Annotated in this window: 9 protein-coding genes and 1 pseudogene; 3 read left to right on the plus strand and 7 right to left on the minus strand. The window is 37.9% G+C overall.

Annotation, left to right across the window (positions count from 1 at the left end):
* Positions 1-143: 143 nt before the first annotated feature.
* The 3 genes from FHG67_RS12375 to FHG67_RS12395 form a co-directional block, all read right to left on the minus strand.
* Positions 144-1,148 carry an LA_2444/LA_4059 family outer membrane protein gene (locus tag FHG67_RS12375; RefSeq protein WP_004495719.1) on the minus strand — a complete coding sequence of 335 codons (1,005 nt, stop codon included), beginning with the start codon at positions 1,146-1,148 and terminating at the stop codon, positions 144-146.
* A gap of 1,361 nt (positions 1,149-2,509) precedes the next feature.
* Entirely contained in the window at positions 2,510-4,594 is a 2,085-nt protein-coding gene (locus tag FHG67_RS12385; RefSeq protein WP_061231011.1) for an enterotoxin A family protein, read from the minus strand.
* Positions 4,595-5,771: 1,177 nt separating this feature from the next.
* Positions 5,772-6,056: a hypothetical protein gene (locus tag FHG67_RS12395; protein ID WP_004499860.1), complete on the minus strand. Its 285-nt coding sequence runs from the start codon at positions 6,054-6,056 to the stop codon at positions 5,772-5,774.
* A gap of 610 nt (positions 6,057-6,666) precedes the next feature.
* Here FHG67_RS12395 and FHG67_RS12400 point away from each other — a divergent pair.
* Entirely contained in the window at positions 6,667-9,078 is a 2,412-nt protein-coding gene (locus FHG67_RS12400) for a TonB-dependent receptor (RefSeq protein ID WP_036060142.1), read from the plus strand.
* 30 nt (positions 9,079-9,108) lie between these two features.
* On the plus strand, positions 9,109-9,675 hold the full coding sequence (locus FHG67_RS12405; protein WP_004495720.1) for an LIC_11695 family lipoprotein: 567 nt from the start codon (positions 9,109-9,111) through the stop codon (positions 9,673-9,675).
* 1,614 nt (positions 9,676-11,289) lie between these two features.
* Here FHG67_RS12405 and FHG67_RS12410 read toward each other — a convergent pair.
* Complete coding sequence (locus tag FHG67_RS12410; RefSeq protein WP_002629657.1) at positions 11,290-12,486, minus strand: polysaccharide deacetylase family protein; 1,197 nt, start codon at positions 12,484-12,486, stop codon at positions 11,290-11,292.
* Positions 12,487-12,531: 45 nt separating this feature from the next.
* Positions 12,532-13,749, minus strand: a complete 1,218-nt coding sequence (tyrS, locus tag FHG67_RS12415) for a tyrosine--tRNA ligase (RefSeq protein ID WP_004499930.1) — start codon at positions 13,747-13,749, stop codon at positions 12,532-12,534.
* A 33-nt stretch (positions 13,750-13,782) separates the two neighbouring features.
* Here tyrS and FHG67_RS12420 point away from each other — a divergent pair, with 33 nt between their 5' ends.
* Positions 13,783-15,435: a glycerol-3-phosphate dehydrogenase/oxidase gene (locus tag FHG67_RS12420; protein ID WP_004498041.1), complete on the plus strand. Its 1,653-nt coding sequence runs from the start codon at positions 13,783-13,785 to the stop codon at positions 15,433-15,435.
* A 120-nt stretch (positions 15,436-15,555) separates the two neighbouring features.
* Here the strand turns inward: FHG67_RS12420 and FHG67_RS12425 are convergent.
* Together FHG67_RS12425 and rpoD are read right to left on the minus strand one after the other, a co-directional pair.
* Positions 15,556-16,454, minus strand: a pseudogene (locus tag FHG67_RS12425) (DUF6714 family protein).
* 267 nt (positions 16,455-16,721) lie between these two features.
* A complete protein-coding gene (gene rpoD / locus FHG67_RS12430; protein ID WP_004498056.1) occupies positions 16,722-18,479 on the minus strand; it encodes an RNA polymerase sigma factor RpoD in 1,758 nt (585 codons plus the stop codon).
* Between the last annotated feature and the right edge of the window lie 13 nt (positions 18,480-18,492).

Consider the following 18,492-nt stretch of genomic DNA (forward strand, 5'->3'; position numbering starts at 1 on the left):
AGAATCTAAACTTCGGTTGAATCATAAAAGTTAAAATTGATTTTTCTCTAATTTCTACTCGTGGTGGATCAAGTCATTTTTCAACGAGATTATTTGTCGGAATAAATAAAAGAAAATAATTGCCGGAACAACGTCCTCTCATTCTAAAATCCCACCGAAACTCCAAAATAAAATCCCTGCAAAATATCATGATTTCCCGAACGAATGGGACGAGTCATAAAAGGGACATCATTTGTATGCATTTGAATCGGAGATACTTGAGAATTCCCCAATACAAAATCAGTTTGATTGAATCCAAGATAACTGAAATAAGAATAGATATAATTGTAACCGACGTAGAGTTTTACCGTTTCAAAAATTTTATAACCCAAAGAAAGATCCAATTCATAACCTCTGTAAATTCCTCTTACACCCACGGTTCCGTTCGAGATCGTCACGGAATCCAATGAGACCGTCTTCGGTTTATAAAAACGATTGCCTTCCGTATAAAAAAGATCCGCCGCAAAACTCAGAGAAAAATTCTCCATAAATCGATAGTCCGTCCTAAAGACGAACTGAGGACCATAGGTATAAAAATATTCCTGATAAGCGCCTTCCTGTAAAAAATACCCGTATTTATATTTATTGATGTTTCGAATTCCCACACCTGCGAACAGATCCCAATTTTCGCTTAAGTTTAGAATTTTATAATAATTGAATTCCGCCTCGGACCGGATCATCGGATTAAAATAGTGTCTTTGAATCTCAATCCCTCCGCCTCCCGCCTTGGTCACGATCGCATTCGGATTCGCCAACTCTATTTCATACGCGGAAAGTTCGATTCTGTATTTTTTATCGTGACGATCGTATCGAAATGCGAGTGGAACCAATACCTTCTGATTTTGTTTTACAGAATCCGTTTTGTTCGAACTTTCCAAGGGAGAATGTTCCGAAAAGGAGGTATAATCGTAAGGAGTCCATCGGTAGGTCTGACGTTTAATCCAGAACTCAAAAACAGACTTTTTCTTTTCTCCTTCTTGATTTTTCTCTTTCTGCTGCGAAAACGTCGGATCCGTTTGCAAAGAATAGATACAAAGAAAAATCCAAATTCCAAAATAACGTTTCCGAAAAAGGAAACAGAGTAAATTTTCTCTCATCTTTTCCCCCATCGTTTGATTTCCTCGAAAAAAGCTGCGAGCGCCGTTACGAGAAAAATTCAATATTAGAGTTGTTGAAAAATTAATTCTCCATTTGTTTTTGTTTCACTGAAATAGAAGCAGTTTTGTTGATCCTCACAATTGAATTTTTCAACAACTCTATTAATAATTTCTTGAGGATTTTGGAAATCATTTATTGAGTTTGTATAGGCGCCCGGCTCTTTTTCTCATTTTTTCGTGAAAGAAACAATTAAAAAGAAGGGTATATTTTTTTTGAAAGCTGAGCGGAATTACATAATTGGATTCTCCAAATCAGAAGTATATTTTGATTGTGGATAGGATCGAAAATTCGAACAACTTCTTTTTAACTTGAATTCTATCAGGGAAGATGTCCAAAAGCCTTTTTCGATTCAAGAACCTTTCGCATTTTCGAATCAAACAGATCGTAACGTTTTGAGGAAGCAATTACTTTCTTACTTCGAAAATCAACTTTGCATTTTGAAAGAAAATTTGGAATCCTTTCTTGTTTCTTGGGTGAGATAGAATTCGGGCCCAAAAATAAGGTTTGTAAATTCTTGAATTGTCCGATTTCCTTAAAAAGAATTGTGAATTGGCTATTACGCGAATACAAAATTCAAGTTCTTGTTAGGCTTTTATAAGATCCAACTTCAGCTTCTTATGTACAAACGCAAAAGAAAAAAGTAAAATGAAGATTTTGATTTTATGTAAATAATTGTGAGTTAAGCGAAATTCAATTTCACATTCTCCGCAATATCCTTATTCCACTCAGAATTATATAATAGAGTGTTCAATAATTCGTGATTCTATCACCGACCTAAATTTTCACATTTTCAAAAATTCGATAACTCATAGAAAAATCGGTTTCCTTCCATAAATATATTCGTATCCGAACCTTTACAACAACTTCATTTTACCCGTTATGATTCCGATAAAAAAACGCCACATCGGATCCCAAGGGACCCGAAAATACGAAGAGCCAAAATCCCCTTATATTAAAGTTTTAGAAAGAAAAAGTTTTGAAAATTACAAAGAAGGAATTGATTTCTTTCTATTCGTTCTTACATATTATAGAACTCAAAGAAACGATCAACTCCCTAAACACAGATCGTTCGTTCGGCTGAACCTATCGGAAATTCGATCGAAAAGTTAAAATCCAAAAAAAGAATTATTCATACCATCCCTTTGGAAAATAGAATACCATTAATTTGAGCACAAAGTTTAGACGCAGGATTTTGGACACTCTATTATGCAGAGATGAATAAAAGCTACTTACTCTGATCTAGTTCTTGCACAAACGTAATCTGTAAGAATGAATTTCTAAGTAGGTTCTAGCATAATAACATTAGGAACTACTAATAACCCCACTTGTAACAAATTCCATTTTTATTAAAACATCTGTCTTTATTATTTAACGCCAAACATTCATTTTTTCCTTGAAAATTCTCCAATCCTGTAAGACCACTTTTAAGGGTTTTCACAGATCTTGTATGAGCTTGTACCACACGTTGGCAAGTCGGACCATCCTGATTGAGTGGAATACATTTTACATCATTCGCTCCGATCGTACAAAACAAACTTCTTCCGTTGGAATAAACGATTTTTGTCTGCTTTTCATTCAAAATATTGTGATAATCTTCAAAGTCCACCGTCGAAAAAACGGGAGTAAATCCAAGATTGGATTTAGCAGAACCTTTTGAAACGCAGGAAAGCCTCATCGTTTTTCCTGGATTTCTGACTTCAGTAGCACAAAGAGAATAACCATCCTTTCTCATCAGGCCCTTAGCCTCCATGAGTCGGGTCACATAATTAAATCCAGTCGATGATTCGTATTGTTTCTGACTTGGAAAATTGTAACACCGAACGGAACTCTTGAGCTGATTCTTAGGAAGGTAACAAAAATCTTGTATCAAAGGATTCATAATTCTTATACTAGCGATTACGTCGCTGTTGCTATTCCCCATCAGATCTGTTATTTGTACATGATTAGAAAATTGCTGATTACCCAAAGACCACCAGCAATTCAAATCAAATTTATCATATCTCTGATTCGTAATACGGCACCAATCTGGAACACCATCCTGATTAGAATCCGTAAAGATACTAAATTGTTTCGCTAAATTAAAATAATAATGTTTCCCTTTTGTTATTCCGGATTGTCCTAAAGTAAAAATAACCTCACTTCCGTTGCGCTTTTGAACCAACTCCGTACAAGCTATCTCATATCCATCTATAATCCGGCAAAAAAAAGACCTTCCGGAAATTCCTTTAACAATCATACGCTTGTTAGCCGCTCCACCGGATGACCAGCCGCCATCCACGGATCCAAAATTAACTTCAGTGGGAAAATTTCCTTCCCCATTGCCTAGATTACACTTTAATAAAGGATATTTATCTGTCCCGACCACTAAACGACAAAAATCGTCTTTCCGATCGTTATTAATATCCGCAAACATATACGAATCCTCATAACCAGTATCGCTCATTGTAGTTTCTGCGACGAAACCAAGTTTTCCATTGTTCAGTATAGGCCTACATTCCATTTTACTTTTCGATGTAACATAGCATAGACCGCCCACATAGTCCGATAAACTCACAAAAGTTCCATTACTAGACGCAGCTTGAGAGATGAGAGTTTTAAAAGGTGGAAGAATCGGTATTTTACTTTTCTTTCGACTTACATTGGAAATTTTTTGAGCGGTATTTAAAAATGCCTGCTTCAAATAACATCTTCCATTATTAAGTCTACGCAAAGGCGCATCACACCCTGCGACATGTACAAAAAATTCATTCCCCCATCTAGGATCGCCTTGAGGAAATCCAGCTAACTCCGGAAGTCCGGGCGAAGAAGTGGCATTCGCAAACGTCTCTCGATCGAATATAGGATTATGTTCGAATAAACCGGGGTCATCTAAACTAAAATTAAAATTACTCGAAAAGCGAGTCCACCCATAAACTTGATTCCAATAAATTCGATTCAACGCAACAGACTCTGCTGTCGAATTAGAAGGAGTATAAGGACCGAGAGAACCTTGTACATCCACAATATTAAATCCTCCGGCAATCTGATAAATGTAATAATCTCCAGAAATATTCGATTGTGCAGAAATAAGTGCGTGTATAAAATTCCTGAACAAGCTAATATAACCTGATCTTTCGCTATTAACTCGGGGAGTAACGTGGTTTAACAATGAAAAGTCTATATTTGTAGAATCGATAGATGCTCCAGCCGACCAAAATCCATCCGAAGCGCTTACTTGCTCAGGAGTTAAAGCAGTAGCCAGATAAAAAACCTCCGCAGGAGGCGTAGCGACCTGATTTTCGTGCGCTCCCTCAACAATATTGACCGGATCAGGAAGAGGTCTTTCCCGATTTGCATACAGATTTTTTAAAGTCCCTAATAAAAAGGAAACGATTAGAATCATTAAAATTTTTTGCATAATTTTTCACCTTTTATCATTCTTTTAACTTCCCAATGAAAATAGAATTCTCATTGATCTTGGGATTATAACGTGCTTAAATTATAATCTACTTATTTTTAAGATATATAAGGTTAAGATTCTAAGGATCAAATTTCCGCACGAAATCATCGTGTTCTGACCGTCATCAAATCAAAAATGATTTGATATGAAGTTTCCATAAGATATATATAATCTAAGCTTTTACTACTCGGACGTGTGAAAATGATACTCGAAAATAACTATTCCTTACGTTCGAGTGGTAGCAATTCTTCATACCATGAGTCTTGAATACTCGGAAGGCTTATTCCCAAATGCGGTTGATTCATAAATAACCTGAGTTTGGCGTAAGAAATCCATGATTCATTTTTCTGAAAAGAATCGGAATTTGAACTTTGTAAATCTATTCTTAAAATGCAGGAATCACCACAAATCACGATCTTACAAACAAATTCTGAAATTGTAGGAATTTCTACTTTTAGAAAATTCTTTCTTATTTTCTCCAGGAACTCACGTTAATCTATTACTAATCCCTATAAAATAGAGTACCGTTAATTTGAGTATAAATCCCGCGTTTAGACACAGAATTTTAGACACTCTATTACGTAGAGATGAGTAAGTGGGTTAATTGCATATTCCTTTTTTCCAAAAAAACCTTCTTTGAATTTGAAATCCAAATACAATTTACAACTTCTACTTTCTCCCTTACGCCGAACTCACGTTAAATAGAAAATTTTTCTAATTACAGAATTGAAATTTTACAATTTATCAATAGAGTTTTTGAAAAATTAATTCTCCACTTGCTTCCGTTTCATTGAAATAGACCATTGAAACGGTTTTGTTAAACTTCATCATTGAATTTTTCAATAACTCTAATGTACAAAATATTTTACAATTACATGGTTTATATATGAATCAGCTAATGTTTTAAAAGAAATTCGTGAAAAAGAAGGCTGCTTAGAAGGAATTGCCTACAGTAATCGTATAGAATTGATCCCGATAGGAATCTATACCGGTACTCAGTACCATGAATTTTGAGACAAACCTCCCATTTAAAGACCGAATTTTGGTACTTTTATAGTTCCGAATAAGAAATTTAAAAGGGTTTTAAGCGAAATGGAATTAAAACGTATAACCATTCACCAAAATTTAAAAATGTTTAATAATACTGACCGAGAGTAATTGTAACGATAGTCTTATTATTGTCTTTTTTATTAATGCACTCACACTTGATTTGGGCAGATTGAGTGTAATATCCTTGATGAGCTGAAAATCCCGGAGCCGCTTTACAACTTTTGTATATTCCCTCGTTTACTAGACGATTACAAGCTTCTTGAATTGCAGCGGCAGCATCGTTTGCCTGAGAAAATATTTTTCCTGGAATTAAAATTCCCGCTAAAATTAAACTCCCAAAAAACACTGTTTGAAACCATTTTTGAATCACGGAAATTCCTCACTTATGAAGAGAAAATAAATATCCCATCTGTTCAAAATTTCAAGAGATAATTTTCGGAATTATTAATTTAACGCAAGTTCGGCGTAAAGGGAAAGGATTTTCTAAAAGTAGGAGTTCCTACTTTTAGAATTTGTTCGTAAAATCGCGATTTCTTGTAATTTCCACATTTTAAAAATAGATTTACAAAATTCAAATTCCAACAGAAAAATGAATTGCCGAACTTATGTTAACTTACTAAGCGGTTTAGTTGTATTTTCCTTTTTTCCAAAAAAACCTTTTTTGAATTTAAGATCCAAAAACAATTTCCAACTTTGGCTTTTTCATTAACCCGAACTCACGTTAAAATACAAATAAGAGCTTTAATTTTCGCCACCAAAGATAATCAAATTGTAAAATGAAATATCTGGTGTGATTTTTGAAACGCATATAAAAAAACAATTAATGCGAACAATAGAATGTTATTTAAACAACAATTTCATCATTTCAATTCTCTCCTCTTGAAAGCGTTTCATTCCGACTAATTTTTTTCATAATTGATTCTGAGTCCTGAAATCAATTACACCTTTACAAAATACAAACCCTAATTCTAATATGCTCTATGAGATATGAGCCCTTTATTTCGCCTTGTTTCATAAGTAATATAGTTGAATTTCTTTTTTCAAATCGAGAATCGCTGAAGCATAAAATTCAAAGTAGAATTTCCCATACATGCTTCACAAATTTCGAAACCTTCTCCCACCTCTGCAAATTCTTTATTAGAATTTTATTCTTAATGGCAACATCGATTCTCTATGCACAAGGGTCTTCACGTTCCATACCTACCGAAACAAACAGGGAAACTTCAAACAAAAAAAGCGAAATTACCGTTCAAGGTAAAAAAGATCGAAGAGACTATGAAATATTCAAAACCCCAAGTAGCATTTCCAGATTGAATGAACAGGATATTTTAGATACCGGCATATCCAGAGCAAACGATATAGACAAGCAGGTTCCAAACTTTGCAATTATAGATTCCGGTGCCCGTAATTTCACATATTATAATATTCGAGGAATGAGAAGCACGTTATTCAGTGACCCCTCCGTCGGAATGATTGTGGATGGGGTTCCTCTTGCAGATAATGTCGCATTAAATACAGAACTATTTGCTTTGGAAAGCATAGAAGTATATAGAGGTTCCCAAGCCACTGTCTTTGGAAAAAATTTTCAAGGCGGCGTAATTGAAATTAACACTAAAAAACCGAATAACATGCCTCAAGGAAGAGTTACGGTCGATTTGGGGAACTATAAAAAGAAGGAATATTCTTTTTTTTACAATACACCCCTGATCAAAAACAAACTTTACATAGGTGTTTCTGGAAAATCGACCCAAAGGAGCGGGTACTTAAACAATATAATGGGATTCAATTATCCTAATAATCTCACTTCAGACATACCTATCGAAATTCGTAAAACTCATCCCGATAGAAGGAGGGGGAAATCCGGAAGATTCAGACTGTATTGGACGCCTACAAAAAATCTTGAAATCGATCTGCAGGCAAACGCCGAAAGTTTTGACGACGGTTCTTTGAATATAGTCAATTATCTTGCCTCTAAATCAGAAAGAAAAAAAAGTTTAATAAAAGGATGCGCTGTAAGTCCCGAGAGCTGCGAAAAAAATTTTCGAACTTATCTCAATCGTACAAAATCGGTTCGAAAAGTATATTGGGATTACGAAGGAGTCTCAAACACAACTGGAAAAACATATTCCAGTAATACCATCTATAAATTGCCTAAAGCCGTTTTTAAAACAACATCTAGCATTAGAAAAATGGAAATCGACCCTCTAATTGTGGACGGGGACTTTACTATAAGTGCATTCTCTAAATCCGAATATATCGAACATTCCACTACAAGGACTCATGAGGCAAGCCTCGAATCCAAAAACCAAAGAGAACCTTTCCAATTTAAGATCGGAACACTGTTGTATCATAAAATATCCGACAAGGAATTTACTCAAGAGCATTTAACACAAACATACACGTATAGCGTTCTTAAAGGGTTAAATGCTCCCGCAAGAGAAACACACCATTCAAAAATTGAAGATAAATCCTTTAGCTTTTTCACCCACAATAGCTACACGTTTTTTGAAAAATTCACGATTACATTAGGAGCCAGAATCGAAACCCAAAGAATCGGTATAGGCCATAGCCGAGATGCAAAGGGAACTCTATTAGATAATCCTTATGGAGACGTGAGGCTTCTGTCTCCCCACTATGTTCGAAACAATTCCTATCGTTACAATGTTTCTAGATTCATTTTCGATTATAAACCTATCGAATCATTAATGATTTTTACAGGTATAAATCGCGGTTATAAAAACGCCGGATATAGTACAGTGGTGAATCAAGCATCCTTAGCGGCTTTTAAGCCAGAAATCAATGACACTATCGAAGTAGGAATCAAATCGAAACATTTCAAAGACTCTCTCGGAATCAATCTCACCTATTTTTACACGGAGGCGACCGATTTTCATGTAATCAGAGCCATTTCCATCGCCGAAGCTGTAAATTTGAATGCGGAAAAAGTTACAATTCGAGGTGCCGAAATCGAATCCTATATGAAACCGTGGAAATACTTAAGACTCGGTTTTTCCGCCGGTTATACAGAAGGAAGATTCAATAAATTTTATGATCGAGTTCTAGATACAAACTTTGACGGAAAGCATGTACATTTTATACCACAATACGATGTCGTAAGTTATCTGCAATATCGTTCCCTACTCGGCTTATTTTTCAGGTGTGAATTTCAGGTCGTAGGGAAAATGTACTTTGCTGCAGATAATACGATCTACAGCGCCCCTTATACTGTGACGAATTTGAAAATCGGATACGAAGAGGAACGCTTATCTGCTTACCTATATTGCAATAACTTGAATAACGAATATTACTTTACTTCCTATATAGACGGAACCTTCCAAGCCGTTCCCGGAGCCCCACGAACTTTCGGATTCATTATAAATTACAAAATATAAGAATCAAATTTTAAAGATATGGAGAAAAAAATGATAAAAATAATAAAAATGGGGCTGGTTGCTTTGGTAATTTTCACCCTATTACCCTTTTGCAAAAACGAAGAAAAAGTGGATATGAACGAGATTCTTGGAATTTTGCTTTTGAAAAAAAATTCGGAAAGCGAAGGGGAAAGTTTGGGACTTAAGATTGCATTTAGCACCAGATTTAAAAAGTCAAGCGGGGAAATTCTTTCCTGTCATGAATGGACCGCCGCCTTTTTGGATAAAAAAGCGCTTTGGAACCAATCGGGACAAACTTTTGTAGATAGAATGAAGGCGATATACGGGTATGATATGGCTTACGATATCATCGATGGTCCTTGCGTGGTTCCGAATAAGGTTGTGGCTTGTAATTACGAAGGTTTTATGGGTATCAATGAGCCGGTACCAAACGTATATTCTTACGACGGAGAAAGAGATTATTTTGTTCCTATATGGCGCTCCTACGATGGCTTTGCGGATGTCAAAAATGGAAAGGATCTTTGCAACAAACTTGGTAGATACGGACATGCGACTCATTACAAATGTTTCGCTCCGGGAAAGTGCTGGGAAAATTGAAGACTTCTCTCAAATGATCTTGTCTTAAAACAAGATCTCACGATAAAAATATTTTCGAGATGAGGTCTAATTAACGTGAGCTCGATATAACAAATGCGAAGTCGATCCTATGTTTCGGACCTGAATGCCGATCCATAGAGAGGCATTCGCTGAGTTTAGCCGATCCATAGAGAGGCATTCGCTGAGTTTAGCCGATCCATAGAGAGGCATTCGCTGAGTTTAGCCGATCCATAGAGAGGCATTCGCTGAGTTTAGCCGATCCATAGAGAGGCATTCGCTGAGTTTAGCCGATCCATAGAGAGGCATTCGCTGAGTTTAGCCGATCCATAGAGAGGCATTCGCTGAGTTTAGCCGATCCATAGAGAGGCATTCGCTGAGTTTAGCCGATCCATAGAGAGGCATTCGCTGAGTTTAGCCGATCCATAGAGAGGCATCCAGGGAGTCGTTGGACTTTAGTTTCTTATTCGCCCAATTTTTCTTACGCCGAACTCACGTTAATTATAATTTAATTTTTAAGGGATCTTATCAATGATAAAAATACGAAATTATTGCGTGTTACTCATCTCTACGTAATAGAGTGTCTAAAATTCTGCATCTAAAGGTGGGATTTATGCTCAAATTAACGGTATTTTATTGTATAGGGATGAGTAATTTCAATGAAACTTCCAATAAATGGTATTTTTGGATTTAATAAGATCTCTTAATTTTAAAAATCCTGATTCAAAATATATTTTATTTTTTGAATATTTAAATTGTGGATTTCATCCTGTTTTTTTCGTTATCTCTGTTTTTCTAAAAGCTTCCCAAGTGTTTTGAGATGTTCCTTCTAATTGAATTTCTTTAAAAAATACGAAGAAACTGAGCTGTTTTACGAACAAATTTAGAAAATCTCTTCTCCGAGAACTTTACTACTCGGACATGTGAAAATGATACTCGAAAATAAGCGGGCGGTTTTGTAAAAGTACAGCAGTTCTCAAAAATTAAGTCAAATCGGGAAATCCCAACTTTTTAAAGGAATATTCCAATATTCTAATTTTCGAAATAAGTTTGTCATAGTATTCTATTCTTACGTTCGAGTAGCAACAAAGCTGCTCGTTCTTAAACGCCACTCTTTAGAATCTGCTCTAAAATTTAAGAAAAAATAGAAATTTCTAAAAACACTTTATTTCCGTTTAGAATACCGAGTTCCGACCATTTTAAGATATTTTCGAAATAAATTATATTAAAATAACGTGAGTTCGGTGTAACAAAATGCGAAAGCGATTGTAGCGGAAATTCCGAAGGAATTGGAGCATTATGTTGCGACCATAGGCAGCAACATTGAGTTAAGCGCGGTCGCGAGCAATTTTATCTATGAAACTCCTGAGCGATTCGCCCAAACTTTCAACCGTCGAACTCACGTTAAAATATGCAAAAATTCAAACAGAACCGTTCTTTGGAGCGCTTATAAACTTTCTAATAGACTTTATTATTGTCAAATCCTCGCGAGAATTAGCCTAAGACTTGGGAACAAAGTCTTGATACGTTCAATTTGATTATATATATTAGTATATTATAATTTATATAAGTTTTTGGAAAAAGAAGCGCCTATGATTGTAATTCTTTCAAAGGAAATCAATCCTGGTGATCGTTGATAATTTCAGGAACCGTCACAAAACTATAGCCCTTGGAAAGCATTTCCTGGATGAAATCTGGAAGAATATAGATGAGCTTTTCCGATTGCCTTGGGGAACCTAAATGCATCAAAATGATGGCTCCGTTCATACCATCCTTATCCGCCTCTTCCCAACGATAAAGAAAATCAAGCGCTTCGGCTCTCGTCTTATAATTCGGATTCGGCATAATCCTCGTTTTGCCCGTTCTGGGATCTTTTCTATAAATAAATTTCTTATATACGAAATCAGGAATATCCAAAGAACCGATCGAATTATTGCTCCAAAAAATATGATGCGTATAGCCGAGTTTTCCGAAGGTTTGAATCACCAGGGGGTCAAAACCTCCGTAAGGAAGACGATAGTATTTAGTCAATTGTTTACCGGTAATAGATTCGAATTTTTCTTCCACCATTTTCATTTCTTGTTGGAGAAAATTGGCGTCCGGAATTTCATCAGAAACGTAACTAAGCAAAATTCTTTTACGTAAAGAAGTTTCGTATAAACTTCTTGGAATATTATAATGACTCCAAGTATGGTTTCCAAAAACGACTCGGTCTCCGAGTTCGGAAAGTTTTCTCAAGTAGCGTAGATTCGTGTTACTGAAAAACGACCCGTTTTTAAGCGCCGGGTTTTCGTTTGAAACAAACAACGTGATTTTGATGGGAAACCGTGAAAGATATTCGTAAATCAATTTGAGATCCTCCCCGGTACCCAAATCGAAAGTTAAAGCGATTTCTTTGAAACGAACATCTCCCCGATTGATGTTTTTACCTACGTCGGAACCTGCAAGAACTTCCAAGCTTATCTTATTTTCAGAAACCTGGTCGGATAAATCTCCGTCGGGAACCGCGTCATAAAGATCCGATTTGAACTTGAGAAGCTCTTCTTCCTGTTGTTGTTCCTCGAGACGAAGCGAGGTTAAACTCTCTTCGAGATTGGTGATATGAACCGTTTGTTTTTCTACAGTCGCTTCCAATTTAAAAATTCTATGCGCTAACGTAAGAACGGAGGCCACACTTAAGAACGTAAAAAAGCCGACGGAAAAAAGGATACGAAGAGTCCTAAATCTTCGTTCGATCACTTCGGATTGGATCCCACTTTTTTTGATTTCAGAAATTGTCTTGGAAAGTTCCGACGATTCTTCTTCGCTTAACATGAGGATTTGATTGAAATAAAAAATTTCAAAAGCTTCAAATCATTTTTAGGAAAGAATTTTTAAAAATTTTCCCTTTTTGCCTTGTCTCACTAAATATTCCTTACCTTTCTGTATCGCAAATTTTTCGTCGGTGATTTTATCTTCGAAGAGGTACAACCCTCCGGCTTTGATGAGTCTCCTTCCTTCGGAAACAGAAGGAACGAAAGAAAGTTTACTTAAGACCCAGACAAGCAAGGGTTCCGGAGTTTCCGAAAAGAATTCTTCTCCAAGTTGCACTTCTCTGATATCGTCCGGAACGGCTCTCGACTTTGGATTATGAATTTTTTTCCATTCTTCGATTGCTTCTTCGTTTTCGGAAGAAGAAGAGAGTTGATCCATAATGAATTTTGCAAGTTCTATCTTCACTTCTTTCGGATGAAGTTCTTTGCTTTTCATTCCGTTCTTGCGAGCTTCAATTTCAGACAACGGAAGATCGGTCAAGAGTTCGAAATAATTCCACATCAGATCATCACTGATCGACATGAGTTTTCCGAACATGTCGATCGGAACCTCGGCGATTCCCACGTAGTTACCGAGGGATTTGGACATCTTTTTATTTCCGTCAAGTCCCACAAGTAACGGAAGAGTCAGAACACACTGAGCTTCCTTTCCGTATTCTCTCTGTAGGTCTCTTCCCACGAGAAGATTAAATTTCTGATCTGTCCCTCCGAGTTCCACGTCACATTCCATCGCTACGGAATCGTAACCCTGTATGAGCGGGTACAAAAATTCGATCATGGAAATCGGCTGACCGGCTTTGTAGCGTTTGCTGAAATCGTCCCTTTCGAGCATTCTTGCGACGTTGTATTTGGAACTGAGAACCAAAACGTCCTCGAAATTCATTTCGGAACACCAACTTGAATTGTAGACGATTCTTGTTTTAACGGGATCTAAGACCTTAAAGACTTGGCTTTGATAAGTCTTGGAGTTTTCCAAAACTTCTTCTTTCGAAAGTCTCTTTCTGGTTTCGGATTTCCCGGTAGGATCTCCGATCATCGCCGTAAAATCCCCCAGTAGAAAAAAAACTTCATGACCTAAGTCTTGGAAATGTTTTAGTTTTTTAAGTTGGACGAAATGTCCGAGATGAAGATCCGGGGCCGTAGGATCAAAGCCCGCCTTGATTTTAAGTGCTTTCTTTTTTTGAAGCTTGGATTTTAATTCGTCTTCGCTGATTAGATCAACGGTACCACGACGGATGATTTCTATTTGCTTTTGAATGTCCATGAAAGAAAAATCCGGATTGGATTGTGAAACTTAATGCAAATTTGTAGGGAGAAAGAAACCTGTAAAGCAGGAAGAGTTTTCAAAATGGAAAAACAAAACCGAACCGAACAAATTTTGAAATTACAAAAAGAATCCCTGGATATTCTCATAATCGGAGGCGGATCCACCGGAACCGGAGCCGCTTTCGACGCCGCGAAAAGAGGCTATAAAACAGCCCTTATAGAAAAGAAAGATTTTGCCTCGGGAACTTCTTCCCGTTCTACAAAACTAATTCATGGAGGAGTTCGTTATCTGGCTCAGTTCCATTTCAAATTGATCCACGAAGCTCTGACAGAAAGGCAAAGACTTTTGGAAAACGCACCTCACCTGGTGAAGCCTCTTAAATTTTTGCTTCCTGCGTACCGTTTTTACGAAAGGCCTTATTACGGAATCGGGCTCACTCTCTATGATATACTCGCTTCTAAGGGAAAACTCCCCTCTCATAAAGCCGTTTCCAAATCCGAAGCCGTTTCTGAATTTGCAGCGATCAAAAAAGAAGGTCTCTTCGGAGGAATCACGTACTACGACGCTCAATTCAACGACGCCCGTTTGAACGTTCTTCTTGCAAGATCCGCTAAAAAAGAAGGAGCCATTGTCGCCAATCGAGTCGAACTCGTTTCCTTCATCAAGGAGAATGGAAAGCTCATCGGCGCCAATCTCAAAGACTTGGAGACCGGAAAGAATTTTCCAGTCTATGCAAAGGTAATTGCTAATACGACGGGAATTTGGGTGGATCGCGTTCGTAAGCTCGATGATCCAAGAGCATTTAACGTTCTTTCTCCGAGCCAGGGAATCCATCTTGTCTTTTCTAAAAAAAAGATTCCCTGTCAATCGGCGATAATCATTCCAAAAACAAAGGACGGAAGAGTCGTCTTTATCATTCCTTGGGAAGATCACGTGATTTTAGGAACAACGGATACTCCGATTGAAAATCCGGGAGACGAACCTCTTCCGATCGGAAACGAGGTTCAATTCCTACTCGATACCGGAAACGAATATCTGGAAAATCCAGTCGCCGAAAAAGATATTCTTTCCGTGTTTGTGGGGATTCGTCCTTTGATTTCTCCGGAAGGAAATCAGGACACGAAAAATATTTCGAGAGAGGAAGTTATTCTCGTTTCCGATTCGGGGCTTGTCACTATGGGCGGGGGAAAATGGTCTACTTACAGAAAGATGGCCGAAGATCTAGTAGATAAACTAATCCAAGTCGGCAATTTAGAAACCAGGAAAGAATGTTCAACGAAATCTTATTTGTATCCCGGAGCCGAGGGTTATTCGGAATCTCTCTATCAAGAAATTGAAAAATCGTATCAGATTGATATACAATTCGCCAAACGGTTGCAGAACTATTACGGGACGGAAGTTTTTGAGATCTTAGGTAAAAAACCGAAACTTTTAGGCAAAGGTATCCCTTACTTTGAAGAGGAGGTTTTATTCGCCGCAAAGGAAGAATTTGCGTTAGGCGTCACAGATATTCTCGCGAGAAGATTTAGAATTCTTTTCGTGGATTTGGAACTTGCCAAAAAGATGGTCGGTCCCGTTTCCGCGATTTTGGCAAAGCAGCTCAAGTGGAAAGACAAAACGAAAAAAGCGGAAGAATCTGCGGCGATCGAGTTGATCGAAAGTTTAAAAAAGTCGTATGCTTGAGTCAAAAGTGTTGGCTGGAAATTTAGAGTCGTCCCAAAACTCAAAGTAATCACAACGATTCATGAGATTCTGATAATCGGATGGTTTTGGAACAAGCTCATGCCGTTCTTGTTCTTCGGTTCAGTCCGAACCGGCTAAGGTCCGCCACTTACACATTGCTGGATATTGATCTTCATCTACACCCTCCTCTGCTTCGATAGCCATATAACAAGCGAATCGATAACAGGAAATGATTTGTGCTTGTGTCAAGTTGAGATTATTTGCGAAGGCGGCAACATCGAACCTTTCACCGTAACCTTTGCCGGCATTGCGAGGAGCTATATTCGGTAAAAGAATCCAATAAGCGCGCTCGGATGTCCAATCTTTGCGATGATTGAAATTCAACGCAAAGATCATGACTGCAGGTAAATAATAACGAAGCCCTTCGAAATCGAGATAAGTCAAGAATTCCGGATGATTTGCAAGATGCTCCGACGGCAATCGCGCCAGTGAAGTTCCGTGTCCTCTTTTCGAGCGGCAAGGACCTCCTCCTCGCTCAAATAATCGTCTTTTGCCACTGCCTCGTGAAGTGTGGTACCGTTTCCTCGAACAACAGTTTCGAATGCGGAATCGATTAGGATACGCAACTCTTCGACAGGGATTAAGTCCTTTCGAAACTCATCGCGAAAATCGAGATCGGTATGGATAAAAAATTGATTGAGTTCTTGCAACGCCTCGGATCGATTGCCTTTGTCAAAAGCTTCCGTTACGCGTGTTTCGACGATTTTTTTAAAATCATTTTGTGAAATAGCATCGCTTATTACCAAATAGCCGCGTTTCCCTTCTAAGGGAATGTCGAGTCGATTTGCGCCTTCTTCGGAAATAATATTCATCTTGAAAAAAGCACAATGTCCCTTTCCTTTCGGAATATCAGGAAAGCAAAGTGAAAAAACATTATGGATCTCTTTCTCAGCGTTCAGATGTTCTCTCGAATCCGATAATTCCTCTAGATAAAGCCATCCGATTTGATATTGAATCATTGCTAAATTTACCTTCTTGTATATCAGAAAATTATAACTCTTGCTGAGAGATTTGAATGCAACAATTCTCTAATGTACGAACCCCTTCGCAGCGTTTCCCTTTTTTGTAGGAACTCCAACAAATTTGGCTCTCTATGAATTGCTTATTTCAGCTACGCTGAAAAACAACGACGACGTTTCACTGCCTTTTGTTTGCGTCGCTCTCTATGAATCGCTCCGCATGTAGGAACTCCCACAAATTCACCTTTTTCGAAAGGACAACAAAACTCAACCGTCGATATAGTCCTTCAACTTTTTAGAACGAGACGGATGTCTGAGTCTTCGAAGCGCTTTTGCTTCGATCTGACGAATTCTTTCCCTAGTTACCTTAAATTGATAACCGACTTCTTCCAAAGTTTGCGGATAACCGTCGTCCAAACCGAAACGCATTCGAATTACTTTTTGTTCGCGCGCAGGCAAAGTATGAAGCACCTGACGGATCTGTTCCGCGAGGATACTAGACGCAGCGGCATTCACAGGAGTTTCGACTTCCGTATCCGGGATAAAATCTCCGAGTTCGGAATCTTCTTCCGAGCCCACAGGAATTTCGAGAGAAATGGGTTCCCTGGCAACATTTTTGACCATTTTGACTTTTTGAACCGGCCAACCGAGTCTTTCCGCAATTTCCTCATTGTTTGGGTCGCGTCCGAATTCTTGGATGAATAACCTGGTTTCACGAATCACCTTATTGACTTGTTCGATCATATGAACCGGAACGCGAATCGTTCTAGCCTGATCGGAAATAGCCCTTGTGATCGCTTGACGGATCCACCAAGTCGCGTACGTGGAAAATTTATAACCTTTCTTATACTCGAACTTATCTACAGCTTTAATAAGGCCTATGTTTCCTTCCTGAATCAGATCGAAGAAGTGCATTCCGCGATTCGCATAACGTTTCGCAATGGAAACCACGAGCCGCAAATTTGCCTTGACGAGTTCCTTTTTAGCCTGGGAGATTTCCCTTTCGCCCTTGATGATCTTTTCGCCCCAATCCTTGATTTCTTGAACCGTGGAGCCCGCTTCCTGTTCCATACGACGAAGTTTTCTTTCGTTGTTTCGAATGTCTTTGATGACCTCTCGAACTTCGTCGATATTGACTCCCATCTTGACTTCGATGTCGTCTAACTTCTCGTTCTTTTCGATAAATCTGTTAAATGCTTTGATATCCCGAACGTCTTGGCCGTATTGAGCCTTGATTTTCAAAAAGTGGCGATCGATTTCCTTGATTCTAAAAACCATGGATTTGATCTTTTGGGAAATTTTTTGAATTTCTTTTTGGGAAACTCCGAGTTCTTGGATCGCATTATGAATGATTTCCGTGGAAGCGTCTATTTTCTCTTTAAACTCTTTGTATTTTTTGGAAGTTTCAGAATACTTTCGAATTTTGGAAACGGCTTCCTGAAGAACCTTTTCCTGTTCTTGGATCACTAGAATATTTTTGAAAAATAACTCTTCGAGTTTATGAGCTTCCTCCGCATTTAAAGCGTACATTTTATCGACGCGAATCAGATCGTAGACCTTAATCTTTTTGCTTCGAATTTTTGGTAAAAGCTTTATATAATTCGCTCTGAGAATGGAAGAACTAAGAATCGTCTCTTCGATGATTTTCTCACCCTTTTCGATTCTTTTCGCAAGAAAGACCTCGGTCTCACCCGAAATTAAACTCACTTTACCGATTTCTCTCAAATACAGTTTGATCGGATCTTCGGAACCGCTCGTAGAAGCGGAGGACTCTTTTTTCTTTCTTACTGGTTTGGAATCATCTTTAGGAACAAGGGTGGAAGCGGGTTCCAGAGTATTTCTGGTATATTCTTCCACGATTTCGATTCCCATTTCGTGCAATAGGGTAAAAAAATCGTCTATCTTTTCTGAGTTCAGAATTTTGTCGGGAAGTATCTCGTTGATATCATCATAAGAAACTTCTCCATTTGCCTTTCCAAGAGATATAATCTTCTGAACCTCAGGCATGCTTTGCAGATTTTCCATTCCATTCCCTCTA

The sequence above is a fragment of the Leptospira weilii genome, from assembly GCF_006874765.1.
GTDB classification, from domain to species: Bacteria; Spirochaetota; Leptospiria; order Leptospirales; family Leptospiraceae; genus Leptospira; species Leptospira weilii.